The 22,760-nt window shown below is 71.6% G+C and carries 21 protein-coding genes; 8 read left to right on the forward strand and 13 right to left on the reverse strand.

Translation table 11 applies throughout. The annotated features are described in order from the left end of the window. Positions 1-10 precede the first annotated feature (10 nt). From V2J52_RS09440 to V2J52_RS09450, 3 genes are read right to left on the reverse strand one after another with little or no spacing between them, the layout of a single operon-like run. Positions 11-1,516: a M81 family metallopeptidase gene (locus tag V2J52_RS09440; RefSeq protein ID WP_331227430.1), complete on the reverse strand. Its 1,506-nt coding sequence runs from the start codon at positions 1,514-1,516 to the stop codon at positions 11-13. Then, positions 1,513-2,556 carry a pyridoxal-phosphate dependent enzyme gene (locus tag V2J52_RS09445; RefSeq protein ID WP_331227431.1) on the reverse strand — a complete coding sequence of 348 codons (1,044 nt, stop codon included), beginning with the start codon at positions 2,554-2,556 and terminating at the stop codon, positions 1,513-1,515. The genes V2J52_RS09440 and V2J52_RS09445 overlap by 4 nt, the downstream gene beginning before the upstream one ends. After that, positions 2,553-3,455 carry a succinylglutamate desuccinylase/aspartoacylase family protein gene (locus V2J52_RS09450; protein WP_331227432.1) on the reverse strand — a complete coding sequence of 301 codons (903 nt, stop codon included), beginning with the start codon at positions 3,453-3,455 and terminating at the stop codon, positions 2,553-2,555. Before V2J52_RS09450 ends, V2J52_RS09445 begins: the two co-directional genes overlap by 4 nt. A 181-nt stretch (positions 3,456-3,636) precedes the next feature. On the opposite strand from V2J52_RS09450, the gene V2J52_RS09455 reads away from it, so the two are divergent. Both V2J52_RS09455 and V2J52_RS09460 read left to right on the forward strand, forming a co-directional pair. Continuing rightward, the gene (locus tag V2J52_RS09455) at positions 3,637-4,359 is read left to right on the forward strand and encodes an IclR family transcriptional regulator (RefSeq protein WP_331227433.1); all 723 of its coding nucleotides are present in this window, start codon (positions 3,637-3,639) and stop codon (positions 4,357-4,359) included. A gap of 133 nt (positions 4,360-4,492) precedes the next feature. Beyond that, positions 4,493-6,118 (forward strand): N-acyl-D-amino-acid deacylase family protein, encoded by a 1,626-nt coding sequence (locus tag V2J52_RS09460; RefSeq protein WP_331227434.1) that lies wholly within the window; start codon positions 4,493-4,495, stop codon positions 6,116-6,118. A gap of 6 nt (positions 6,119-6,124) precedes the next feature. On the opposite strand, the gene V2J52_RS09465 is transcribed toward V2J52_RS09460, so the two are convergent. Then, entirely contained in the window at positions 6,125-7,720 is a 1,596-nt protein-coding gene (locus V2J52_RS09465; protein WP_331227435.1) for an exonuclease domain-containing protein, read from the reverse strand. A gap of 11 nt (positions 7,721-7,731) precedes the next feature. Further along, positions 7,732-8,784, reverse strand: coding sequence for a virulence RhuM family protein (locus V2J52_RS09470; protein ID WP_331227436.1), 1,053 nt, complete (start codon positions 8,782-8,784; stop codon positions 7,732-7,734). Positions 8,785-8,953: 169 nt separating this feature from the next. Between V2J52_RS09470 and V2J52_RS09475 the strand changes: the two genes are divergently transcribed. Next, positions 8,954-10,366 (forward strand): lipase maturation factor family protein, encoded by a 1,413-nt coding sequence (locus V2J52_RS09475; RefSeq protein WP_331227437.1) that lies wholly within the window; start codon positions 8,954-8,956, stop codon positions 10,364-10,366. A gap of 3 nt (positions 10,367-10,369) precedes the next feature. Here V2J52_RS09475 and V2J52_RS09480 read toward each other — a convergent pair whose 3' ends face one another. Continuing rightward, complete coding sequence (locus tag V2J52_RS09480; protein WP_331227438.1) at positions 10,370-11,092, reverse strand: GAP family protein; 723 nt, start codon at positions 11,090-11,092, stop codon at positions 10,370-10,372. A 118-nt stretch (positions 11,093-11,210) separates the two neighbouring features. Between V2J52_RS09480 and V2J52_RS09485 the strand changes: the two genes are divergently transcribed. Further along, positions 11,211-12,443, forward strand: coding sequence for a sensor histidine kinase (locus V2J52_RS09485; RefSeq protein WP_331227439.1), 1,233 nt, complete (start codon positions 11,211-11,213; stop codon positions 12,441-12,443). Next, positions 12,440-13,087 carry a response regulator transcription factor gene (locus V2J52_RS09490; protein ID WP_331227440.1) on the forward strand — a complete coding sequence of 216 codons (648 nt, stop codon included), beginning with the start codon at positions 12,440-12,442 and terminating at the stop codon, positions 13,085-13,087. The genes V2J52_RS09485 and V2J52_RS09490 overlap by 4 nt, the downstream gene beginning before the upstream one ends. Before the next feature lie 5 nt (positions 13,088-13,092). On the opposite strand, the gene V2J52_RS09495 is transcribed toward V2J52_RS09490, so the two are convergent. The 5 genes from V2J52_RS09495 to clpS are packed head-to-tail and all read right to left on the reverse strand — an operon-like array spanning position 13,093 to position 18,333. Next, the gene (locus V2J52_RS09495) at positions 13,093-15,777 is read right to left on the reverse strand and encodes a phosphoenolpyruvate carboxylase (protein WP_331227441.1); all 2,685 of its coding nucleotides are present in this window, start codon (positions 15,775-15,777) and stop codon (positions 13,093-13,095) included. A 25-nt stretch (positions 15,778-15,802) separates the two neighbouring features. Next, positions 15,803-16,579 (reverse strand): MBL fold metallo-hydrolase, encoded by a 777-nt coding sequence (locus tag V2J52_RS09500; RefSeq protein ID WP_331227442.1) that lies wholly within the window; start codon positions 16,577-16,579, stop codon positions 15,803-15,805. Then, the gene (gene murI, locus V2J52_RS09505) at positions 16,576-17,400 is read right to left on the reverse strand and encodes a glutamate racemase (protein ID WP_331227443.1); all 825 of its coding nucleotides are present in this window, start codon (positions 17,398-17,400) and stop codon (positions 16,576-16,578) included. The genes V2J52_RS09500 and murI overlap by 4 nt, the downstream gene beginning before the upstream one ends. A gap of 17 nt (positions 17,401-17,417) precedes the next feature. Then, positions 17,418-18,020 (reverse strand): DUF2017 domain-containing protein, encoded by a 603-nt coding sequence (locus V2J52_RS09510; protein ID WP_331227444.1) that lies wholly within the window; start codon positions 18,018-18,020, stop codon positions 17,418-17,420. Between the two features lies 1 nt (position 18,021). Continuing rightward, a complete protein-coding gene (gene clpS, locus V2J52_RS09515; protein ID WP_331227445.1) occupies positions 18,022-18,333 on the reverse strand; it encodes an ATP-dependent Clp protease adapter ClpS in 312 nt (103 codons plus the stop codon). A gap of 47 nt (positions 18,334-18,380) precedes the next feature. Here clpS and V2J52_RS09520 point away from each other — a divergent pair, with 47 nt between their 5' ends. Both V2J52_RS09520 and V2J52_RS09525 read left to right on the forward strand, forming a co-directional pair. Further along, the gene (locus V2J52_RS09520; RefSeq protein ID WP_331227446.1) at positions 18,381-19,727 is read left to right on the forward strand and encodes a nicotinate phosphoribosyltransferase; all 1,347 of its coding nucleotides are present in this window, start codon (positions 18,381-18,383) and stop codon (positions 19,725-19,727) included. An 87-nt stretch (positions 19,728-19,814) separates the two neighbouring features. After that, a complete protein-coding gene (locus V2J52_RS09525; protein ID WP_331227447.1) occupies positions 19,815-19,973 on the forward strand; it encodes a hypothetical protein in 159 nt (52 codons plus the stop codon). Positions 19,974-19,983: 10 nt separating this feature from the next. On the opposite strand, the gene V2J52_RS09530 is transcribed toward V2J52_RS09525, so the two are convergent. Next, positions 19,984-21,816 (reverse strand): DEAD/DEAH box helicase, encoded by a 1,833-nt coding sequence (locus V2J52_RS09530; RefSeq protein WP_331227448.1) that lies wholly within the window; start codon positions 21,814-21,816, stop codon positions 19,984-19,986. Then, positions 21,813-22,151, reverse strand: a complete 339-nt coding sequence (locus V2J52_RS09535) for a DUF3039 domain-containing protein (protein ID WP_331227449.1) — start codon at positions 22,149-22,151, stop codon at positions 21,813-21,815. The genes V2J52_RS09530 and V2J52_RS09535 overlap by 4 nt, the downstream gene beginning before the upstream one ends. 60 nt (positions 22,152-22,211) lie before the next feature. Between V2J52_RS09535 and idi the strand changes: the two genes are divergently transcribed. Beyond that, positions 22,212-22,754 (forward strand): isopentenyl-diphosphate Delta-isomerase, encoded by a 543-nt coding sequence (gene idi / locus V2J52_RS09540; RefSeq protein WP_331227764.1) that lies wholly within the window; start codon positions 22,212-22,214, stop codon positions 22,752-22,754. Positions 22,755-22,760: the final 6 nt, after the last annotated feature.

Here is a 22,760-nt window from a genome sequence, read left to right on the forward strand (position 1 = left end):
CTGGAGTTGGTCAGTGGTTTGCGGGTAAGTAGGTGGTCTCCGACTCGTACGGATACATCGGTCGACGCCGGTTGACGTAGCTGAAGCCGTCGACGGACAGGCGGGTCACCCCGGGGGTATCTGCCACGACCAGGCCACTGCACACGTCGGCATAGCCCGCTCGGGGACCGTTGACACCCTTGGCGACGATGGCGCGGAACGACTCAGGGGCGAGGCCCACGGCTCGAAGCTGGTGCGGGGTGATGGGCTGGACCAGCTTGGAGGTCAGCACGACGGCGATGTCAACGGCGCTGCTCCGCAGCGCCACCATCTCCCCCGCGTCGAAGTACCTCAGCCCGCCGTGCGCCATGGTGGGCTCCTCGTAGCGTCCGTCGCAGCGGCCGGTGATGACCGCGTCCAGCGGCACGGGCTCGCCGTCCTGCTCGGCGCTGCGCCCACCGACGGCCACCCAGACCCGGTCGCCGAGAGCGGCACCGGCGACCTCACGAACCGCGGCCGGGTCGAGCAGCACGATGACCAGGCCGTCGATGCCGCGCCGAAGCGCCTCGGCGAGCAGCACCGTCGAGTCACCCGGCCCCCCGCCGCCGACGTTGTCGCCGACGTCGAGCACCAGCAACGGCTGGTCACCTCGATGCTCGGCCACGGCGCTGATCGCGTCCGCGACACTGACCCCTCCGCCTTGCAGCGCGTCCCTCGCTGCCCAGACCAGCTCGGCCATCGCGACGGCTACCTCGCGGGCGGCCGCCGCGCCGTCCCGGTGGGCGACGACGACGGACATACCCATCTGGGGGACGTCGGCGTAGGGGAAGCCTTCGACCACACTCACATCGAGCACGCCGTCGAGCTGCTCCAGCCCACGGGCGTGGTCAAGCAGGCCAGCCATCGGCTCGTCGCGAGTGTCCTGCCGGGTGATGGTGACCACGAGGGGCAGCTGCTCGAGCACGAGGCCCGGCCGTGTGTTCCGGCCGACGAGCTCGAGCACCCGGCCCCGGCATTCGATGCCTCGTTCCCGAGCATCGACGTGCGGGTTGGTCTGGTACGGCAGCAGCACGTCGACGGCCTCGAGGAGGCGGTGGTCGAGGTTGGCGTGCATGTCGACCACGACGCCGACGGGCACGTCGGGGCCGACGACGGCCCGCACCCGGGCAGCGATCTCGGCGTCGGCGTCGAGCTGCCCGACCGCGACGGCGGCACCGTGCAGCCCGAGCAGCACCCCGTCCACCGGGCCGGCTGCACGCAGCATCGCCACCATCTCGCCGAGGATCGCGCCAAAAGCCTCGGCGGTCACCGCCCCGCACGGGTTGACCCATGCCGCGAGCAGCGGGACGACCTCGACGTCCTGGTCGTCGTGGGGGGCGAGGAACCCGGCGTAGGTCGCCTGGGACTCCAGGTACTCGTCGACGAGGTCTTGACCGCGATGGATGCCGCCGTCGTCGTAGGCGGCCATATCGGCCGGGACGGTCGAGAACGTGTTGGTCTCGTGCCCCAGGCCGAGGACGGCCAGTCGTACGGTCATCGGGGCGTTCCTCCGGTCGTCGCCGCCCGCGCGGTCCCGGCCAGCCAGCCGCTGACCCGGCCCGGGAGCTGGTCGATGGTGGTAGGGACGGGCCGACGGGCCGTCCCGGTGAAACGGCCCAGGTCCTTCAGGCCATGGCCGGTGAGCACGACGCAGGGCTCGTCGGCAGCGCCCAGGCGGCCGGCCGTTGCGTCGGCCCGCACGGCGGCGAGGGCGACGGCGGAAGCCGGCTCGACGAAGATGCCCTCCGCTCGAGCGAGCTCGTCCTGCGCCCGCCAGGCGTCGTCGTCGGGCACCGCGCAGCCCCAGCCGCCGGAGTCGGTGACGGCACGGACGGCGAGGTCACCGTCGGGCGGGAGCGGTAGCTGCAGCCCGGAGATCGCGGTGACCCAGGTGTCGATCCGCGGTTGCGGGATCTGCCCCGCGACCGCGCAAGCGATCGGTGCACAGCCGGCTGGCTGGGCGACGACGACGGGCACAGCGCTGCCACTGTTGCGCAAACCTCGGGCGGTGGCCACGAGCAGGCCGCCGCCGCCGGTAGGGACATAGACGTGAGTCGCCCGGCCGTGGGCAGCGATCTCCGCGCCGATGCCGTCCGCCCCACGCATGCCGACGGGGTTGTACCGGTGCGCGGTGATGGTGAGGATCAGCCGCTCCGCAGCCGCGATCGCGCCAAGCCGGGCCATGACGTCGGGCCCCATCGGTCCCGCCGAGAGCAGCAGCACCCCGTACGGCGTAATCGAGGCGAGCTTCTCGGCCGGCGCGTCGGCCGGTACCAGCAGCACTCCGGGAAGCCCCGCCCGCACCGCATAGGCGGCCATCGCAGCACCCCCGTTACCCGACGACGTCCCGAGCCAGCCGCGGTAGCCCTCGCGCCGGGCGTGCGCCATCGTCGCGACGGCGATGCGGTCCTTGTAGGAGCCGGTCGGATTGAGGTACTCGGCCTTGCCCCACAGCCCGCCCAGCCCCCAGCGCGCGGCGAGCACGTCGAGTGCCACTATCGGTGTCCCGCCCTCGCCCATGGTCAACGCTGCACTCATCGGGGGCCGCCGACCCGCTCGGCGACGATGGCGACGGTGTCACCGGTGGACACCGCGGCGCGTCGGCGGGTGAGCATGACGATGCCGTCGCGCGGGCTGTCGACCTTCGCGAGCACCCGGCCACGCTGGTCGACGATCTCACCGAGCACCTGGCCGGTCGTCACCTGCTCCCCCACGCCGGTGGACGTGACGAAGAACCCAGCGGCACCAGCCTCGATGCCGCCATCTGTGTTCCCGTCCCCCCGAACCACCACCGGCTCGGGGCCCGGTACGGGGCCGTCGTTGAGGACCCCGAGCAGGTGAAGGACACGCAGCACACCGTCGACGTAGCCGTCCAGGTCCCGGCGACGCACCTGCCCGCCCCCCTGGCCCTCGACGTAGACCGACGGCACGCCGAGCGCGGCGGCTGCGGACAGCGACCGGCCAGCCCCGGGCTCGGGATGCTCCCATCGGAAGGGCGCTCCGAAGGCCGCCGCAACGTCGGCTGAACGGAGGCATACCGGGTGAGGACCGGCGTGGTAGCCGACCATGAGCGGCATGTCGAAGCTCTGGCCACCCGAGTGAAGGTCGATCAGCAGGTCGGCGCCGGCGATCACCCGGGTGGTCAGGTGCGCAGCGACCTGCTCGGTAGGGCTGCCCTCAGCCGATCCGGGGAACACTCGCGCTAGGTTGAGTCCGTCGATCGGACTGGCCCTCGTCCCGGCAGCCCATGCGGCGGGATGCGCAGGGGCGACCACCCGGACCGTGCCGTGCATGCGACCTGGGTCCAGCGCCCGGAGCCGGTCGATGACGATGCGGGCAGCCAGGACACCCTCGAGCTCGTCGCCATGCACGCCGCCCAGCACCGCGATCACCGGGCCCACACCCGGTGTACCAACGTCGATCGCCTCAGGCAGCATGGTCGTCCTGACTTCCACTCAGAGAAATAAGAGTTTCACTATAGGCGCATCAGCGGGGCGGCGACACCCCGTGACTTACCATTCAGGCACGGCCGATGACGATGACGGAGGTCTGACCGTGACAACGAGCGAACCGACACCGCCAACCCCCGTGACCGCACCGGCGTATCCACTGCGCGCAGTGGACCGCGTTTGCGACATCCTCGACATCCTCGCCAACAGCACCGACGGCGCATCACTGACCGAGGTCGCCGACGGCGCCGAGCTGCCCAAGAGCTCAACCTTCCGCTACCTCACCGCCCTGGAGTCGCGACGCTACGTCATGCGCGACGCCACGACGGGGGTGTTCCGCCTGGGCCTGGCGTTCCGACCCCAGAACACCCGGGCGGTCGAACGCCTGACTGGGCTCGCCGAGCCCGCCCTGGCCAAGTTACGCGACCAGCTGGGCGAGACGACGAACCTTGGCGTGCTTGACGGCGCGTTCATCGTGCACACCGCCGTCGCCGAGTCCCCGCACATGATGCGCCTGGCCGCCCGCGTCGGCGAGCGCGGCTACATCCACGCCACCGCGCTGGGGAAGGCGATCTGCGCGACCCTGCCGCCCGAGACAGTCCGATCGATGCTCTCAGCCACCGGGATGCCCCGGTTCACCGACACCACCATCGTCGACCCCGATGCGTACCTGACTGAGCTCGACGAGGTCCGCGCGGTCGGCTACGGTCTGGACGACGCCGAGAACCAGCCCGCGGGACGGTGCGTCGGCGTCGCCATCGCCGACATCGGTTTCCCCGCAGGGCTGAGCATGAGCGCCCCAGCCGACCGCTTCCCGGCCGCCACCACCGAGCACGTCGCTTCGCAGCTTCAGAAGGTCGCCCGCGCGCTGAGCCGGCAGATGCAGGGTTAGCCATTCGCGGCTGAGTGCCGTTGCGTCAGTCCAGGCCCTCCCCTAGGGTTCCCCTCACTGGAACCAGAATGCCGATGGTTGGAATAGGCGGCGCCCCTGGTTCGCCGAGCGATCACACTCAAGGGACTTTGATATGCACGTCGACCTCCTCATCCACGACGGCCTGCTGATGGATGGGACTGGCGGTCGGCCCGACCATGCCGACGTTGCGGTGCTTGACGGGAGGATCGTGGCAGTCGGCGAGCTGGCCGACGTCACCGCCGACAACCTAATCGACGCTGCCGGGAAGATCGTCGCTCCCGGCTTCATCGATCTGCACACCCACTCGGACATGAGTTTGCTACTCAATCCACTGGGCGAGAGCAAGATCCTTCAGGGCGTGACCACCGAAGTCACCGGCAACTGTGGTTTCTCGCCGTTCCCGATTGCCGCCGGCCATCTCGAGCTGCACGTGGACCACCTGGCCCGCATCGGCGATGATCCCTACCCGATCACCTGGCGCGATCTCGACGGCTATGCCGTGACGCTCGAGCGTCAGGGTATCGCACCCAACGTCGTCCCCCTCGTGGGGCACGGGACGGTGCGGTGCGCGGTCCTCGGGGTCGACCAGCGCGACGCCACCCCAGCCGAGCTGGAGCATATGCGGCAACTCGTGGCCGAAAGCCTCGAGCAAGGCGCCTTCGGCATGTCCACGGGGCTCACTCACATTCCGTCAGGTTACGGCAGCACCGCTGAGGTCACCGAGCTCGTGCGCGTCGTCGGTCGCTATGACGCGATGTACGCCACCCACTCAAGGGCCACTCGGTCCAACGAGGGCTTTCCCGCCGTCCAGGAGGCCATCGACACCTGCCTCGCGGCAGGTGCGCGCTTGCAGTTCTCCCACGCTGCGATCAATGAGCCGGACAAGTGGGGCCGCGGCAGCGATCTGACCAGCCTCTTCGAGAAGGCCGAGGCTGACGGTCTCGACGTGAAGTTCGACGTCTACCCGTACGACGCGTCCTCGTCGTCCCTGACGCAGTACCTGCCCAGCTGGGTGCAGGAAGGCGGGACGGAAGGCATGCGCCGCCTCCTCGCAGAGCCGGCTGCCCGTGCTCGCGCCGAGGTCGAGCTGGCTGCCGGCTGGATGGGTGGCATCCCGTGGTTCTGGGACCGAGTCGTGCTGAGCCGAACCGGCGAGGGTTACGAGGAACACGTCGGCCTCAGCATCGAGGCGGCCGCGGCCAGTGCTGGGGTCCCCCCGCAGACCTACACGCTGGACCTGTGCTTCGCGCTGGGCAACGCCGTGCAGGTCGTCCTGTTCTACCGAACCGAGGAGGACATGACGCACTTCCTCTCCCACCGGCTCTCACTCGTGGGCTCCGACGGCTCAGCGGTCCCGCTCGACCAGCGAGGCGAGAAGCCACACCCCCGGCACTTCGGGTCCTTCCCGAGGATCCTCGGACGTTATGTGCGCGACACCCGGTTAATGCCCCTTGAGACCGCCATCTACAAGATGACGGCGGGCGTTGCCGAGCGGCTCCAGCTGACCGACCGCGGCACGGTGGCGGTGGGGCTCGCGGCTGACCTGGTCGTGATCGACCCCACGACCGTGATCGACCGAGCGACGTTCACCGACCCTGCCCAAGCGCCGCTGGGGATCGACACTGTGATCGTCAACGGGCAGGTCGTCGTCGCTGATGGAGCGGTCACCGGTGCGCTGCCTGGCCGAGTGCTGCGTCGCCGCAGAGGCCGCGTGGCTGACCGGCACGCGTCCGACTGAGAAGGGCTACGGGTTCAGGGTGCCCTGGGCCATGCCGTCCTCAACTCGATGAGCAGTCCGGTACGCCGCGAGGACCGAGAGCGGCAGCCGTCCCCGAGCGGCCACCACGTGTCCGTTCGTCTGGGCCCAGCGGCGGATCGCGGCCGGGGTTTCCGTCGGCAGCGCCTGCGTCATTGGGGCCGTGGGCATCGGCTGCCCAGCTCCGCCATGGGTCCGTGGCATTGCCGGCTGAAGGTGGGTGAGCAACCGTTCGAACTGGTCGTGATCGACGAGCCTGGTCTGGTGCTCGGCAGCCCTACGCGCCTTGGTCCCGACGAACGAGCCGTCGGTGACGAGCACCTTGGTCAAGCTCGAGACGTTGCCCATCACCCGTATGCCGAGTGCTTCTGCGCGTTGCTCGAGCCGGGCTCGCCGGCTCGGGTCACCGCCCGTGAACGCGACGCGATCGGCGACACGCAACGGCTCGCCGCCAGAGCAGTCCGGTGGCAGCTGTTGGAGCCCGGCACTGAGGCGCACCTGTCGTGCTTCAGTCACATGAGCCAGGAGATTGCTGACGATGGTGGTGTCCAGCTGCAGGATCTCTGCCACGTGCTGGAGCTCGTCACGCTCGCGGACGGTGATTCGTCCGTCATCCATCGCCAGGTGGCACAACGCGAGGAGCATCGCACGGTTCGCAGACTCGACGTCCTCGGGCGTCATGTCGTAGATGGACGCAACGTCTTGGAGCGCCGCGTGCTCCGGTTCCGACAGCTCGGCGTCCTGCAGTGCTTCCGCAAGCAGCTCGAGATAGGCCATTGACCCTTCGGGGGCGCCTTCGTCGATGACCTCTGCGAGGGTGAAGTCCGCAAGGACACTCACGAGGGCGGCAGGGCTGGGCCTTGGGGGCGGGCGGCGAACGGCCCGGGGCACGGGTGCGCGGGCCGGCGTGGGTACCCGCAGGGGCGACGACGTCGCGGCTCGGGGCTGCGTGGCGAGCACGATGTCGTGGGCCATCGGCGGAGTGTCGACATATCTGCGAAGCAGGCCTGCGGTCGCGCGCGCATCGCCGAGCGCCGAGTGTGCGTCGAGGAGCTGGACGCCGGCAGCGGCGCAGCAGTCGGCCAGTCTGCGACGGTCAAGGCTCGGGAAGTAGTGGCGACTGACCTCGAGCGTGCACACTGCGGACAGCCACGGCAGCGCGTGACCGGAGCGCGAGTACTCCGCCCGGATGAACGCCAGGTCGAACCGCGCGTTGTGAGCGGCGACCGTCAGATCGGAGAGCCTCGCGGTCACCAAGTCTGCGACATCGCGGAAGGCCGGAGCATGGGCGACGTCCCGCTGCGTGATGCCGTGGATGTGACTCGCGCCGACGGGCCCCTCGGGGTTGATGAGCGTGGTCCACTCGTCGATGACCTCGCCCCGCGCATCGACTCGGACGATGGCGAGATCGAGGATGCGGTCTGCCTTCGGGGAAAGCCCGGTGGTCTCGACATCGACGACGGCGAACACCGCCGGAGTCGCTGCTATCTCGGGCCGGCGATGCTGGTCAGCCGCTATCGGAGGCACAGCCGGTACCGCCTGCTTGCCTGCTCTCCGGCCGCGGATCCATTCGAGAAGTCGCATCTGACTCCTTCTCAGCTCGATTGTGTCGGGCGGGCGTCGTCGCCCTTCCCGCTGCGCTTGTGCTGTTCAACAGCGGCGAGCTCATTCAGGTCTTGGAGCTCCTCGGTCTCCGCCTGATGTGCTTCCTCGGTGCGGCGCCGGTTGTCGAAGTGGCTGTAGCGCTCGGCGGTGATGCGCTCCATCGAGGCGGTCGACACGCGGCCCGCGTCAGTGAGGACCGCTCGTTCGTTGAACTCGAGGAAGCGGTCGGCCTGGGCGAGCCAGTCGGTCATGAGGGTGGTCTGTCGCCGGCGGGCGCGGTCCTCAGCGAAGTCGAGAAACATGGTGGTCAGGCGGTTGAGCTCGCTCATCTCCTCTTCGGTGAGGTAGTTCTTCGAGACCGAGACGTCACCCCTGCGCACACGGTCACCCTTCCACGTCGTGAGCCCCATCGTTGGGTGCATGGCATCAGCACGCGCCTCGATGAGCTCAGCGGCCGTGTGCCCCGTGACGGCGTAGAGCAACTTGTTCTGAATAGTGGCGAAGAAGGTCCGGGCGGTCTCGCTCGCGCCGTCGTAGTCGGCACTCGTGGCCGCGAAGATGTCGCGGACTTTCTGGTAGAAGCGCTTCTCGGAGGCTCGGATCGCGCGGATGCGTTCGAGAAGCTCATCGAAGTAGTCGGTCGCTGCCGGATCCTTGAGTCGCGCGTCGTTGAGGCTGAAGCCCTTGACCAGGTATTCCTTGAGGACGGTCGTGGCCCACTGCCGGAACTGGACGGCGCGGGGCGTGGTGACGCGGTAGCCGACAGCGAGCACCATGTCGAGGTTGTAGACGTTCAAGCGTCGACGGACGTCCCGGCTGCCTTCGGTTCGAACTATTAACTCTGAGTTAATGGTTGCCTCGCCGACCTCACCATCGGCGAGCACCCGGCCGATGATCTGAAGGATGTTCGGCACCGAGGTGCCGTAGAGCTCGGCCAGCTGAGCCTGCGTGAGCCAGACGGTGCCGCCGGCCGCCCGCAGCTGCAGCGACGACTTGCCGTCGTCACTGCGGTAGAGGATCACCTCGCCGGTCGGCTCGTTCATGCCGTCACGTCCTTCAGGTACTCGCCGGCACGCTGCGCGCTGTTCATCGTTGGTGCGGTGCCTCTCCAGGCGGCGGGGTGATCCAGCCAGGGTATCGAGCCGTACCGACATCCGAGGCCGAGCGGCCCCCTCCCGCCAGGAGCATCATGGCCCTCGGGAGGCAAGCGTCGTGGACTGGTTCATCGCGGACGGCTACGAGCTGGCGCGGCTCGTGCTGCAGCGAGGTGTCGCGCTGCTGTACGTCATCGCCTTCGTCGCCGTGCTGCGGCAGTTCCCGGCGCTCCTGGGCGAGCGCGGGCTGCTGCCGGTCCCCCGCTTCATCGCGCGGGTACCCGCGCGCGCCACCCCCAGCCTGTTCCACTGGCGGTACTCCGACCGGCTGCTGCTCGCCGTCGGGTGGCTCGGGCTGGCGCTGGCGGTCGCCGTCGTCCTCGGGCTGCCGCAGCAGGGGCCGCCGTGGGTCCCGATGCTCGTGTTCCTGGCGCTCTACGGGCTGTACCTGTCGGTGGTCAACGTCGGGCAGGTCTTCTACGGCTTCGGCTGGGAGTCGCTGCTCCTCGAGGCGGGCTTCCTCGCCGCCTTCCTCGGCTCGGACCAGACCGGCACCCCGCTGATCACCCTCATCGCCTTCCGGTGGCTGCTGTTCCGGGTGGAATTTGGCGCCGGGATGATCAAGATCCGCGGCGACTCCGTCTGGCGGGACCTCACCGCGCTGCACTACCACCACGAGACCCAGCCCATGCCCGGGCCGCTCAGCCGGTTCTTCCACCACCTGCCCGGCCCGCTGCACAAGGTGGAGGTCGCGGCCAACCACGTCACCCAGCTCGTCGTGCCGTTCCTGCTCTTCGCGCCGCAGCCGGTGGCCACCTGGGCGGCCGGCGTCGTCGTCGTCACCCAGCTGTGGCTGGTGCTGTCGGGGAACTTCGCCTGGCTCAACTGGATCACCATCGTGCTGGCGTTCGCCGCCGTGGGCGACGACGTCGTCCCGCTGCTCGCCACCGACGAGGCTCGCGGGCCCGCGCCGCTGTGGTTCGTCGTCGTCGTCATCGCCGTCGGCGGCCTCATGCTCGTGCTCAGCTGGTGGCCGGCGCGCAACCTCGTGGCCAAGCGGCAGAAGATGAACGCCTCGTTCAACTCGTGGCACCTCATGGGTGCCTACGGCGCCTTCGGGTCGATCACCCGGCGGCGCGAGGAGGTCGTCGTCGAGGGCACGCTGGCGGCCGACCCCGGCGACGACGACTGGCACGAGTACGTCTTCCGCGCCAAGCCCGGCCCACCCGGGCGCCTGCCCCGGCAGTACGCGCCCTACCACCTCCGGCTCGACTGGGGCATGTGGTTCCTCGCGCTGGGCTCGGCCGCGCAGCTCGCCTGGTTCCTGCCGTTCCTGCAGCGGCTGCTGTCAGCCGATCCGCGCACCCTGCGGCTGCTGCGCCGCGACCCGTTCGACGGCGAGCAGCCGGTGTGGGTGCGGGCGCGGGTCTTCTCCTACCGCTACAGCACCTGGACCGAGCTCCGCGCCGACGGCGTGTGGTGGGTCCGGCGCGAGGTCGGCACGCTCATCGGCCCGCAGCGGCGGCGGTGAGCGTCACAGGGCGTCGAGGGCGTTGATGAAGCCGAGGATCTCCGGTACCCGCACCAGCGCGTCCCGGGCGATGAGGAACCCGACGATCCCGACGATCCATGCGGTGGTCTCGCCGCCGTTCTTCGCCATCCAGCGCGAGATCCGGTCCAGCAGAGGCGTCACGAGGCGGCGGGCGACGAGGCGCAGCGCGAGCAGCACGAGTGCCGGCAGGATCATCACCAGGCAGTAGGCCGCGAGCACGAGCACCCGCTGCGGCCAGCTGAGGTCGGCGGCGCCGATGAGCCCGGTGGCGGCGAGGTAGGGCAGCATCGAGGCGACCTCCACCAGTGCGGCCGCCAGCGCCAGGCCCATGAGGCCACCGAGGCCGGTGCCCTCCGCCATCGCCCGGTCCCGCCACCGCAGCAGCCGGCCGTTCCCGTCGCGCTTCTTCTTGCCGATGAAGAAGCTCCACACGACCAGGCCGACACCGACGACGAGCTGTGCCCGCGCGACGACGGGATTGTCCAGCAGCCGGCCGACGTCGCCGAGGAACGTCCCCATCCCAGCGACGAGGACGAGGCCCAGCAGGAGGTAGAAACCGGCGACCGTCCCGAGGAACACCAGGATCCGCCCGGGCCGCAGCCGCCCGGGAGCGAGGAGGAACCAGACCGGGATGAGCAGCGTGCCGAAGCTCGTGGAGTCGATGAGGGCGAGCACCCCGAGCGGGGCGAGGAGTTCCAGTGACATGACCCCAGCGTGGCCCCGGCGGCCCGGTCGCGGCGTCGGGCATCGGGTGGACCAGGCGCCCTCGCGCATACATCGTTCGACGGACACGCACAGCCGGCCGGTGTGCTGGGATGGTCGCGTGGAGACCATCGGCCGGCTGTGGCGCACCCGGGTGCGCGCGACGGAGCGCAACCGGGACGTCAGCGACGCCGTGCTCACCTTCGCCGGCGGGGCCGCGCTCGTGGCGGTCGGTGTCGTCGAGACCTGGGGCGCCGTCCCGGGGACCCTCACCACCTCGCGCTGGCTGTTCCTGCTGCCGCTCGCCGCCATCTGCGCGGTCATGCTGGTCAAGCGCCACCACCCGGTCCCCGCCCTCGCCGCCGGCGGGCTCATCTTCGCCGCCGACTACGCGATCGGCGGCAGCCTCGGCGTCATGCTCGCGATGTTCGACCTCATCTACGCCGCCGCGCTCTACGCCGCGGCGCCCTGGGTGCGCCGCCTGGAGGTCGGCGTCGCGGTGGTCGTGCCCGCGACCACCGCCGCGGTCTTCGTGGCCACCGGCGACCTGCGCTCGAGCGTCGTCCTCGGGATCCTCGTCTTCGCCATGCTCGGCACCCCGCTGTGGTGGGGACGGTCCGTGCGGCAGCAGGTCGAGCTCACCCGGATGGCCGCCGCCCGCGCCGGCGACCTCGAACGGCTGGCACAGCTGCGCCAGGAGGAGGTCGTGCGGGAGGAGCGCACCCGGATGGCGCGCGACCTGCACGACGCCCTCGCCGGTCAGCTGTCGACCATCGCGATCCACGCCGAGGGCATCCTCGCCGTCCCGCAGGCCGACCCGGCGCGCCGCGACCAGGGCGTCCGGGCGATCCGGACCGCCTCGGTCGCCTCACTGCGGGAGATGCGCTCGATGATCGGGCTGCTGCGCACCGGGGAGGACGCCGCGACCTCCCCGGCTCGGCTCGCCGAGCTCGACTCCCTCGTCACGCAAGTCGGCGCGCAGGGCCGGCCGGTCGCACTCGCGGTCACCGCGCCGCTGCCCACGCTGCCCGCCGCCGTCGATCAAGCGGCGTACCGGATCACGCAGGAGGCACTGACCAACGAGCTCAAGCACGGCGCCGACGGCGAGGTGTCGGTCCGCGTCACGCCGTCCCCGCAGCTGCTGACCGTCGAGGTCCTTGGCGCGCCGTCGGCCGGGCCGGCGCCGACCTCACCGGCGACCACGCCCGACGGTGTCAGCGCAGGCATCGGTCTGGTGACGATGCGGGAGCGGGCCGAGGCTCTCGGTGGCACGTTCACGGCCGGCTGGCACGGCCCGTCGGGCAGCTCCCGGTGGCGGGTCCTGGCCACCATCCCCCTGGAGGAACCGGCATGACCGTGCGCGTGCTCATCGCCGACGACCACGCGGCCATCCGCAGCGGGCTGCGGTTCATCCTCGACGGCGCCGCCGACATCGAGGTGGTCGGGGAGGCCGGCGACGGCGCCGCGGCGGTGACCAACGCCCGCGCGCTGCGCCCCGACGTCGTCCTCATGGACATCCGGATGCCCGGCACCGACGGCATCGCCGCGACCACCACGATCGTCGGGGAAGGGCTGGCCGAGGTCGTCGTGCTCACCACCTTCGACGTCGACGAGTACGTCTACGGCGCGCTGCGCGCCGGCGCGGCCGGGTTCCTGCTCAAGACGGCCGACGCCGTCACGCTCGTCGACGCCGTCCAGCGGGTCGCCGCCGGTGAGGGGGTGCTCGCGCCGGAAGTGACGCGCCGGCTGCTGCGCACCTTCGCCGAGGCCCCGACCGACCCGCAGCCCGCCGAGGTCCCTGGCGTCGCCGAGCTCACCGACCGGGAGCGCGAGGTGCTCGCCGCGCTCGGCCGCGGCCTGTCGAACGCCGAGCTCGCAGCCGAGCTGGTGATCAGCGAGGCCACCGTCAAGACCCACGTGTCGCGGGTGCTGACCAAGCTCGGCGCCACCTCGCGCCTGCAGGCTGCGATCGTCGCCCGCGAGGCCGGCCTCGCGTAGCCGGCTCAGCCGGTGTTCTGCAGCCCCGCGGCGATCCCGTTGACCGACAGCAGCAGCAGCCGCTGGATCTCGGCGGCCTCCGCCGGGTCGCGGGTGTCGACGTCGTCGGCCCGCAGTGCGCGCAGCGCCCGCAGCTGCAGCAGCGAGAGCGCGTCGACGTACGGGTTGCGCAGCTGCACCGCCCGGCCCAGCACCCGGCGGCCCTCGAGCGGCCGGCTGTGGCCGGTGATGTCCAGCACCCAGCGGGTCGTGAGGTCGAGCTCGTCGAGGACGAGCTCGGTGAGCTCGGGCCGGTCGCCCAGCTCGAGGTACTGGCGGGCGATGCGCCGGTCGGTCTTGGCCAGCGACATCTCGACGTTGTCGATGAGGGTGTTGAACAGCGGCCAGTCGCGATAAGCCTCGCGCAGCACCGCGAGGTCCCCGACGGCCTCCAGCGCCGAGCCGAGCCCGAACCAGCCGGTGAGGTTGATCCGTGCCTGCGTCCAGGCGAACACCCACGGGATGGCCCGGAGGTCGTCCAGCGACTCCACCGACAGCCCGCGGCGGGCCGGCCGGGAGCCGAGCGGCAGCAGCCCGACCTCCTCCTGCGGCGTCACCTGGGCGAACCACGGCGCGAAGCCCTCGGCGTGGACCAGCTCGAAGAACCGGGCGCGGGACACCTCGTCCATGGTCGCGGCCACCGGGGCGAAGTGCTTGGCGGCGGTCGCGTTGCGGTCCTCGGTCGAGGGAGCCAGCGCGAGCAGCGTGGCAGAGGCCACCTGGTCGATGTGCCGAACCGCGATCGCCGCGGTGCCGTACCGGGCGTTGATGACCTCGCCCTGCTCGGTCACCTTGAACCGGCCGTCGACCGAGTGCGGCGGCTGGGCGAGGATGGCCCGGTTCGCCGGGCCGCCGCCGCGGCCGAGCGCGCCCCCGCGGCCGTGGAACAGCGTGAGCCGGATGTCGTGGCGCAGCGCCCAGGCGGTGATCTCCTCCTGCGCCTCGTACAGCGCGAGGGTGGCCGCGACCGGGCCGACGTCCTTGGCAGAGTCGGAGTAGCCGAGCATGACCTCGACCTCCCGGCCGGTAGCCGCCAGCCGGGCCTGCACCTGCGGCAGCTCGAGCATCTCGTCGAGGATGCGCGGCGCGGCCTGGAGGTCGTCGAAGGTCTCGAACAGCGGGATGACGTCGAGCACCGGTGCCGCCTCCGGGCCGCCGAGCGCGTGCTCGGCGAGCTGGTAGACGGCGGCGAGGTCCTCGCTCGTGCGGGTGAAGGAGATGATGTAGCGGTGGCAGGCCGCCTCGCCGTGGCGGCGCTGGATCGCGGCGATCGACCGGAAGGTCTCGAGGACCTCCTCGGGGGCGACGCTCGGCTCCGGCACCGAGGCCGGGTCGGCGATCCACGCGAGCGTCTGGGCGTGCACCTTGGAGTGCTGGCGCACCTCCAGCTCGGTGAGGTGGAAGCCGAAGGACTCCACCTGCCAGATGAGGTTCTGCAGCTCACCGTGCGCCTTGCGCAGCGCGCCGGCCTGCCGCAGCGAGTCCTGCACGGTGCGCAGGTCGGCGAGCAGCTCCTGCGCGTCGGCGTAGGCGAGGTCGGCGTCGCGCTCCCGGGTGGCCGCGAGCCGGGCGGCGGCCACGAGCATCACCCGGCGGTGGGGCTCGCGCGGCGAGCGCGCCGCCACCTGGCTGGTGACCTCGTCGGAGAGCTGGCGCTGGGTGGACCACAGGGCCAGCAGCTCCTCCGACGGCGGCGTGCCGGTCTCGTCGAGGGTCATCGACAGCCCGATACGGGTGGTCTCGCGCTCGAGCGCGACGAGGATGTGCTCCGAGGCGATCGCGGCAGCCTGCCGGGTGACCTTCGCGGTGACGTTGGGGTTGCCGTCGCGGTCGGCGCCGATCCAGCTGCCGAGCCGCACGAAGGGCGTGGCGCGGGGCGCGTCGAGTCCCCGGCGGTCACCCTGCAGCCAGTCGTCGGCCTCTCGGTAGACCACCGGCAGGACGTCGAACAGCGTCTGGTCGAAGATCGACATCGCGGTGTAGACCTCGTCCACCGGCGACGGCTTGTCCTGCCGCAGGTGGGCGGTGCGCCACATGGTGTCGATCTCGGCGAGCATCCGGCGGCGGATGCGCAGCTGGGCGTGGGCGCCCAGGCGCGGGTCGTCGGACTCCTCGACCAGCTCGGAGATCCGGCGGATGGTGCCGGAGATCGCACGACGCCGGGCCTCGGTGGGGTGGGCGGTGAGGACGGGGTGGAACTTCAGCTCGCGCAGCCGGCGGGCCGCCTCCTCCGTCGAGGTCTCGGAGACGAGCCGCTCGTAGGCCCCGGCGAGGGTGTCGGCGCGGTGCGCCGGGCCGTCGGGGGTGTCGCGCGCCCGCAGCGACCGCACCCGGTGGTACTCCTCGGCGAGGTTGACGAGGTGGAAGTAGCAGGTGAACGCCCGGGCGACGGCGTCGGCCCGCTCGAGGGTGAACGAGTCGACCAGCTCCTGGGCCTCGCGCAGCTGGCCCTCGCCGTCCGCGTCGACCACCGCCTCGATGGCCAGCTCGCGCAGCTTCTCGACGTCGGCCAGCAGGCCGGGCCCGCCGTCCTCCTCGAGCACCTGCCCGAGCAGGGCGCCGAGCGTGCGCACATCGGTCCGCAGGGCATCTGGCATCGCGAGGCGGGCGTTGCTGCGTGCCTCGTCCGGGCTGGAGGTCTGCTTCGTCATGCCGCCCAGGCTATCGACCGAGGGGCTAGATCTCCCAAGTGGCGCCGGGCTCGGCCAGCCCGATGGGCCCGCCGAAGGCCGACCGCGCCTCGGTGCGGATCGTCTCGGCGTCGTTCCACGGCTGCAGGTGGGTGAGCACGAGGTGCTTGGCACCTGCCTGGTGCGCGGCCTGACCGGCCCGCAGGCCGGTGAGATGGATGCCACGGACCGCGTCGCGGCCCTCCTGGAAGGCGGCCTCGCACAGCAGCAGGTCGGCGTTGGCCGCCACCTCGAGCAGCCCGTCGCAGGTGTCGGTGTCGCCGCTGTAGCCGAGCACGACGTCGCCCTCGCCGGTGGTCGACGGGCCGGTGATCCGCAGCCCGTAGGCCTCGATCGGGTGATTGACCTCACGCGGCTCGATGCGCAGCGGTCCCACCTGGTGGACGCTGCCGGCGTCGAGCGTCTCGAACTCGAAGGACTCCCCGAGCGACTCGACGGTGTCCATGGTCAGTGCCGCGACCCGCTCCGGCGTCGCCGCCGGGCCCAGCACCCGCACCGGCGGCAGCGCGCCGCCCGGCCCGTACCGCAGGTAGACCTCGAGGCCGGTCATGTCCACGACGTGGTCGGCGTGCAGGTGGGAGAGCACGACGGCGTCGATCAGCGCCGGGTCGAGGTAGCGCATCAGCGACCCGAAGGCCCCCGAGCCGAGGTCGAGCAGGACGTTCCAGGTGCGGTCGCCGTCCGAGGCCTGCACGAGGTAGCAGGACGCCGCGGAGCGGGGACCGGACATCGAGCCGGAGCTGCCGACCACGGTGAGCCTCACGTGGCGACCTCCAGCTCGGCGTCGCTGTCCACGTGGTCGACCTCGGGACCGAGGAACCGGCGGGCCAGGTGGGTGAACGCCGAGCCGTCGCCGGTGGCGAGGAACCGGTGGCGCGGCGGCGGCGCCGACGGGTCGCGCAGCAGGTCGTGGGCGACGAGCGTGCGGTAGGTGTCCTTGGCGGTCTCCTCCGCGCTCGACACCAGCGTCACCTGGTCACCCATGACGTAGGAGATGACGCCGGTGAGCAGCGGGTAGTGGGTGCAGCCGAGGACGAGGGTGTCGACGCCGGCCGCGCGGACCGGCTCGAGGTACTCCCGGGCGGCGGCGAGCACCTCGGGACCGGAGGTGGTGCCCCGCTCGACGAGCTCGACGAAGCGCGGCGCCGCTGCCATCGTCAGCTCGAGGTGCGGCGCGGCGGCGAAGGAGTCGCGGTAGGCACCCGAACCGATGGTCGCCTCGGTCCCGATGACCCCCACCCGGCCGGTGCGGGTGGCAGCGACGGCGCGGCGCACCGCGGGCTGGATGACCTCGACGACGGGCACGCCGGCGCCGACCGCGTACCGCTCGCGCGCGTCGCGCAGCACCGCGGCGGAGGCCGAGTTGCACGCGATGACCAGCGCCTTCACGCCGGAGGCGACCAGCCGGTCCATGATCTCCAGCGCCATCGCACGGACCTGGGCGATCGGCTTGGTGCCGTACGGGCTGTTGGCGGTGTCGCCGATGTACAGCAGCGACTCCTGCGGCAGCTGGTCGATGATCGCGCGCGCGACCGTCAGACCTCCGACACCGGAGTCGAAGATCCCGATCGGTGCCCCGTCCACGCTGCCAGAGCCTAGTGTCACCGCGCCTGCCCGGACATCGCCTCGAGCAGTGACTCCTGCCACCAGGTCAGCGCCGCGTACAGGCTGGTGAGCGCGGCGTCGAGCTCGGCGGCGCTGGTCTGCGGCTCGCCCTGCCCGGCACGCTCGTAGACCCGCTCGGCGTCGTCGTCGGTCGTGATCCCCAGCCGCGACGCGAGCACGAGCCGGACGTCGGTGATCGCCGAGAGCCAGGCCCGCTCCTGCCCGGCACGGACGATGACGACGCCGGAGCTCGCCGTCAGCGTGCGGTGCACCACCCGCAGGTGGTCGACCTTCGTCGCCCGCAACGAGCCCTCGGTCAGCCGGCGCACCTCGGCGGCGAGCTCGTCGTCGTCGGTGCTCGCCGGTGGCAGCAGCCGCGCCAGCGCCGGGTCGCGCGGCGGCGCGCCGTCGGCGACGTCCCACGCGAGCGCGGCCAGGACCGCGTCGTCACCGGTGGCGTCGGGCGCCGCGGGGCCGTCGTCGTCGACGTGGGTGCCGAGCAGCTCGCAGGTGTCGGCCACCACCCGGGACAGGATCCGCAGCTCGGAGTCCTCGAGCTCGCAGGCGTAGCCGCCCGGGACGGCGATGAACGCGCGCACGTCAGCCGTCCTGCTGGGGCGAGAGCGTGGCCCACAGGCCGTAGGTGTGCATCGCCTGCACGTGAACCTCCATGGTCTCCCGCGAGCCCTCGGCGACGACGGCGCTGCCGTCGTGGTGCACCTGCAGCATGAGGCTGTGCGCCTTCGCCTTGGAGTAGCCGAAGTAGCTGCGGAAGACGTATGTGACATAGCTCATGAGATTGACCGGGTCGTTCCACACGATCGTGCGCCAGGGCCGCGCCGGGACGGCCTGCTGCTCCTGGTTCACGGTCTGCTCCGGCGCGGTGCGCGGGGAGGACTTGGTCGCCGACATGCCCACAGCCTATGCACCCCGCGCGCCCGGCTCGCTAGGTTTGCCCCATGTCACGCATCCGGCCGACGACGGCCCTGCTCACCGATCGATACGAGCTGACCATGCTCGAGGCCTCACTGCGCTCGGGCGCGGCGACGCGTCCGAGCGTGTTCGAGTGCTTCGCCCGCCGGCTGGCCGGCGGCCGGCGCTACGGCGTCGTTGCCGGCACCGGCCGGGTGCTCGACGCCATCGCGGACTTCCGCTTCAGCGGCGCGGAGATCGACTGGCTGCGCGACGAGGAGGTCGTCGGCGCGGCGACGCTGGACTACCTGCGCGACTACCGGTTCGGCGGGAGCATCGACGGCTACGGCGAGGGCGAGTGCTTCTTCCCCGGCTCCCCCATCCTCACCGTCACCGGCTCCTTCGCCGAGGCGGTCATCCTGGAGACCGTCATCCTCTCGGTGCTCAACCACGACAGCGCGGTCGCGGCCGCGGCGTCCCGGATGACGATGGCCGCGCACGGCCGGCCCTGCCTGGAGATGGGCGCCCGGCGCACCCACGAGGAGGCGAGCGTCGCCGCGGCGCGCGCCGCCGTCGTCGCCGGCTTCGCGGGCTCCTCGGTGCTCGAGGCGGGACGCTCCTACGGGATCGGGACCATCGGCACCGCCGCCCACTCCTTCACGCTCGTGCACGACGACGAGGAGTCCGCCTTCGCGGCGCAGGTGGCCGCGCTCGGGCCCGGCACCACGCTGCTCGTCGACACCTACGACGTCGAGGCCGGCGTCGAGCGCGCCGTCACTGCCGCACGCAACGCGGGCGGGGAGCTCGGCGCGGTGCGGCTGGACTCCGGGGATCTCGTCGCCCAGGCGTTCACGGTGCGCGCCCAGCTGGACGCGCTCGGCGCGACGACCACGAAGATCACCGTCACCTCCGACCTCGACGAGTACGCCATCGCCGCACTCGGCGCGGCCCCGGTGGACTCCTACGGCGTGGGCACCAAGCTCGTCACCGGGTCCGGCCAGCCCACCGCCGAGCTGGTCTACAAGCTCGTCGCCCGGGAGAGCTCGGCCGGGGTGATGGAGGAGGTGGCCAAGCGGTCGACCTCCAAGGCGTCCGTCGGCGGCTACAAGGTGGCCGGGCGGGTGCTGCACGACGGCGTCGCCCGCGAGGAGCTCGTCGTCGCCTGCGGCTCGGCGGACGAGGGCCTACCGGTGCTCGCCGAGGCCTCCGCCCGGCCGCTGCACGTGTCGCTCGTGCGCGACGGCGTCATCGACGACACCCACCGCGGCCCGGCGGCGCTGGCGGCTGCCACCGAGCGGCACGTGCGCTCCCGCGCCGAGCTGCCCTACGAGGGCTGGCGGCTGTCCGAGGGCGACCCGGCGATCCCCACCCGGCACGTCGACCGCGCGGGCTGAGCAGCGTCTCGAGATGCCGTGACCGTCGATCACCGCCAAGGTTGGTGAGCAGCACCACCTCCGGTGCTGCGAGTGAAAGGACGTCACATGTCTCTCTGGTTGCTGCTCATCATCGTCGGCGCGATCCTCCTCATCGTCGGCGTCGCCACGGAGGTCGGGATGATCCTCGTGTGGATCGGTGTCGCGATCCTCGTCATCTCGCTCATCATGATGGTCGTCGGGCGCGGCAAGAAGAACCGCGTCTGAGGGCTGGCGGCTACTTCTGGCCGACGAACCACTTACGCAGCTGGGCGATGCGGGCCTCGATCTCCTCGACGCTGGCCAGCGCCACCTCCGGGCCGCCGCACTTCTTGCGCAGCTCGGTGTGGACGACGGCGTGGGCCAGGTTGCTGCGCCGGGCCCACGCCGACACCAGGCTGGACAGCTCCTTGCGGAGTGCGGCGCGGCGGCGGTGGTCGGAGATCCCGGAGTTCGTGTCGCGCTGCTGCTGCGCCTGGACCTCACGCTTCTGGTGCTTGACCTGGTCGGCCTGCCGGGCGCGCAGCAGCGACCGCACCTGGTCCGGCTCGAGCAGGCCGGGGATGCCGAGGTAGTCCTGCTCCGCCGCGGAGCCGACCTCCGCCCCGGTACCGAACTCGCCACCGTCGAACAGCACCTTGTCGAAGGACGCCTGGGACTGCAGCGCCTCGAAGCCGGGCAGCATGAGGTCGTCGCTGGCCTTCTCCTCGCGCTGCGCGGCGGCGAGCTCGGCCTCCTCGGGGGTGAAGAAGGTGCCCTTCTCCTCCGCGGTGAGCACCCGGTCGAGCGCGTGGTCGCGCTCCAGCTCCAGCGCGTTCGCGTGCGCGAGCAGCAGCTGCACGCTCGGCAGGAACACCGAGGCGGTCTCGCCGCGGCGCCTGGCCCGCACGAAGCGGCCGACCGCCTGGGCGAAGAACAGCGGCGTCGACGTCGAGGTCGCGTACACCCCGACGGCGAGCCGTGGCACGTCCACGCCCTCGGAGACCATCCGCACCGCGACCATCCAGCGCTGCTCGCTCGCCGCGAAGTCGTCGATCCGGGCCGAGGAGCCGTCGTCGTCCGACAGCACGACGGCGGGCCGCTCGCCGCTGATCTCGTGCAGCAGCCGGGCGTAGGCACGGGCCTTGGTCTGGTCGGTGGCGATGACCAGACCACCGGCGTCGGGCATGCCACGACGGACCTCGGTCAGCCGCCGGTCGGCCGCGGTCAGCACCGACGGCATCCAGTCACCGGCCGGGTCCAGCGCGGTGCGCCACGCCTGCGCGGTGAGATCCTTGGTCAGCGGCTCCCCGAGACTGGCGCTCACCTCGTCGCCCGTCCGGGTGCGCCAGCGCATCTGGCCCGAGTAGGACAGGAAGATCACCGGCCGCACGACGCCGTCACGCAACGCGTCGGCGTAGCCGTAGGAGTAGTCCGCGCGCGAGCGCCGCACGCCGTCGGTGCCGCGCTCGTAGGTGACGAACGGGATCGCGGCGGTGTCGGAACGGAACGGGGTCCCGGTGAGCGCCAGCCGGCGGCGGGCCGGCTCGAAGGCGCGCTGCACCCCCTCGCCCCAGCTGAGCGCGTCACCGCCGTGGTGGACCTCGTCGAGGATCACCAGGGTCGGCTGCGCGGAGGTACGGCGGCGGTGCAGCTCGGCGTTCGCGGCGATCTGCGCATAGGTGACGGCCACGCCGTCGAAGGTCGCGCCGTGGCGCTCCTGGGCGTTGCGGAAGTCCGGGTCGAGCTGGATGCCGACCCGTGCCGCGGCGTCGGCCCACTGCCCCTTGAGGTGCTCCGTGGGCGCGACCACGGTGACCGCGGTGACGACGCCGGCGGCGAGCAGCTCGGTGGCCACCCGCAGCGCGAAGGTGGTCTTGCCGGCACCGGGGGTCGCGACGGCGAGGAAGTCCTGCGGTGAGGCAGCGCGGTAGGCCTCCAGCGCCTCGGCCTGCCAGGCACGCAGCCGGGAGGCCGTCCCCCAGGCAGCACGCGCCGGGTAGGCGGGCGAGAGGTGCTCGGCCGCGGCCGTCGAGGCGGCGGCGGGCACCCCGGTGGTCGTCGTCGACCCGCGCTGCTGCGCGGCGCTCACTCCCCGCTTCCGGAGCTGTCGCCGCCGCGGCCACCGAAGCCGAACGGGCCGCGCCCGCGCCCGGAGCCGCCCTTGATGCCCTCGTAGATCTCCTTGCACTCCGGGCACACCGGGTACTTCTTGGGGTCCCGGCCGGGGGTCCACACCTTGCCGCACAGCGCGACGACCGGCTGGCCGGACATCGCGGAGGACACGATCTTGTCCTTCTTCACGTAGTGCGAGAAGCGTTCGTTGTCGCCCGGCTCCTGCTCCCGCAGCTCCTCGCGCTCCAGGACGCTGGTGCCCGACTGGGTCATCGGGTCGCTGGGGCTGCTGGGGGGCTCGGTGGAACTCATGGCGTCAGTCTAAGCAGACTAGGCTGAGGCCGACATCGGCAGACACGAGAGGTGGCAGGTATGGCGGGCGACGGCGAGATCCTGGTCGAGACGGTCGACGAGGACGGTCGGGCGACCGGCACCAGCGAGAAGCTCGCGGTCCACCGTGAGCCGGGGATCCGGCACCGGGCGTTCTCCCTCTTCGCCTTCGACGACGACGGCCGGCTGCTGCTGCAGCGCCGCGCGTCGGTGAAGTACCACTCGCCCCTGCTGCTGACCAACAGCACCTGCGGCCACCCGTTCCCCGGGGAGCCGGTCGCCGACGCCGTCGCCCGCCGCGCCCAGGACGAGCTGGGCGGACCGGTCACCGGGCTCGTCGAGCTCGGCACCGTGAAGTACCACGTCCACGACGAGGCGAGCGGGCTGTACGAGCGCGAGTTCAACCATGTCTTCGCCGGCCGCGTAGACCCGGCCGCGCTGGTCCCGGAGCCCTCGGAGATCGACGAGATCGTCCTCGTCACCGCGGCCGAGCTGGCCGAGCTGCGCGCCCGCGAGCCCTTCACTGCGTGGTTCGACCACGTGTGGCAGGTCGCACTGCCGCGGATCGGTGAGTGGGGGTTCTAGACTTAC

The sequence above is a fragment of the Georgenia sunbinii genome, from assembly GCF_036421875.1.
Classification (GTDB): Bacteria; Actinomycetota; Actinomycetes; order Actinomycetales; family Actinomycetaceae; genus Georgenia_B; species Georgenia_B sunbinii.

What these genes read in the sequence shown, in the direction of transcription:
- V2J52_RS09440 (WP_331227430.1), bottom strand. Translation starts at nt 1,516, where the DNA reads ATGACCGTACGACTGGCCGTCCTCGGCCTGGGGCACGAGACCAACACG.
- V2J52_RS09445 (WP_331227431.1), bottom strand. Translation starts at nt 2,556, where the DNA reads ATGAGTGCAGCGTTGACCATGGGCGAGGGCGGGACACCGATAGTGGCA.
- V2J52_RS09450 (WP_331227432.1), bottom strand. Translation starts at nt 3,455, where the DNA reads ATGCTGCCTGAGGCGATCGACGTTGGTACACCGGGTGTGGGCCCGGTG.
- V2J52_RS09460 (WP_331227434.1), top strand. Translation starts at nt 4,493, where the DNA reads ATGCACGTCGACCTCCTCATCCACGACGGCCTGCTGATGGATGGGACT.
- V2J52_RS09465 (WP_331227435.1), bottom strand. Translation starts at nt 7,720, where the DNA reads ATGCGACTTCTCGAATGGATCCGCGGCCGGAGAGCAGGCAAGCAGGCG.
- V2J52_RS09470 (WP_331227436.1), bottom strand. Translation starts at nt 8,784, where the DNA reads ATGAACGAGCCGACCGGCGAGGTGATCCTCTACCGCAGTGACGACGGC.
- V2J52_RS09480 (WP_331227438.1), bottom strand. Translation starts at nt 11,092, where the DNA reads ATGTCACTGGAACTCCTCGCCCCGCTCGGGGTGCTCGCCCTCATCGAC.
- V2J52_RS09490 (WP_331227440.1), top strand. Translation starts at nt 12,440, where the DNA reads ATGACCGTGCGCGTGCTCATCGCCGACGACCACGCGGCCATCCGCAGC.
- V2J52_RS09495 (WP_331227441.1), bottom strand. Translation starts at nt 15,777, where the DNA reads ATGACGAAGCAGACCTCCAGCCCGGACGAGGCACGCAGCAACGCCCGC.
- clpS (WP_331227445.1), bottom strand. Translation starts at nt 18,333, where the DNA reads ATGTCGGCGACCAAGTCCTCCCCGCGCACCGCGCCGGAGCAGACCGTG.
- V2J52_RS09520 (WP_331227446.1), top strand. Translation starts at nt 18,381, where the DNA reads ATGTCACGCATCCGGCCGACGACGGCCCTGCTCACCGATCGATACGAG.
- V2J52_RS09525 (WP_331227447.1), top strand. Translation starts at nt 19,815, where the DNA reads ATGTCTCTCTGGTTGCTGCTCATCATCGTCGGCGCGATCCTCCTCATC.
- V2J52_RS09535 (WP_331227449.1), bottom strand. Translation starts at nt 22,151, where the DNA reads ATGAGTTCCACCGAGCCCCCCAGCAGCCCCAGCGACCCGATGACCCAG.
- idi (WP_331227764.1), top strand. Translation starts at nt 22,212, where the DNA reads ATGGCGGGCGACGGCGAGATCCTGGTCGAGACGGTCGACGAGGACGGT.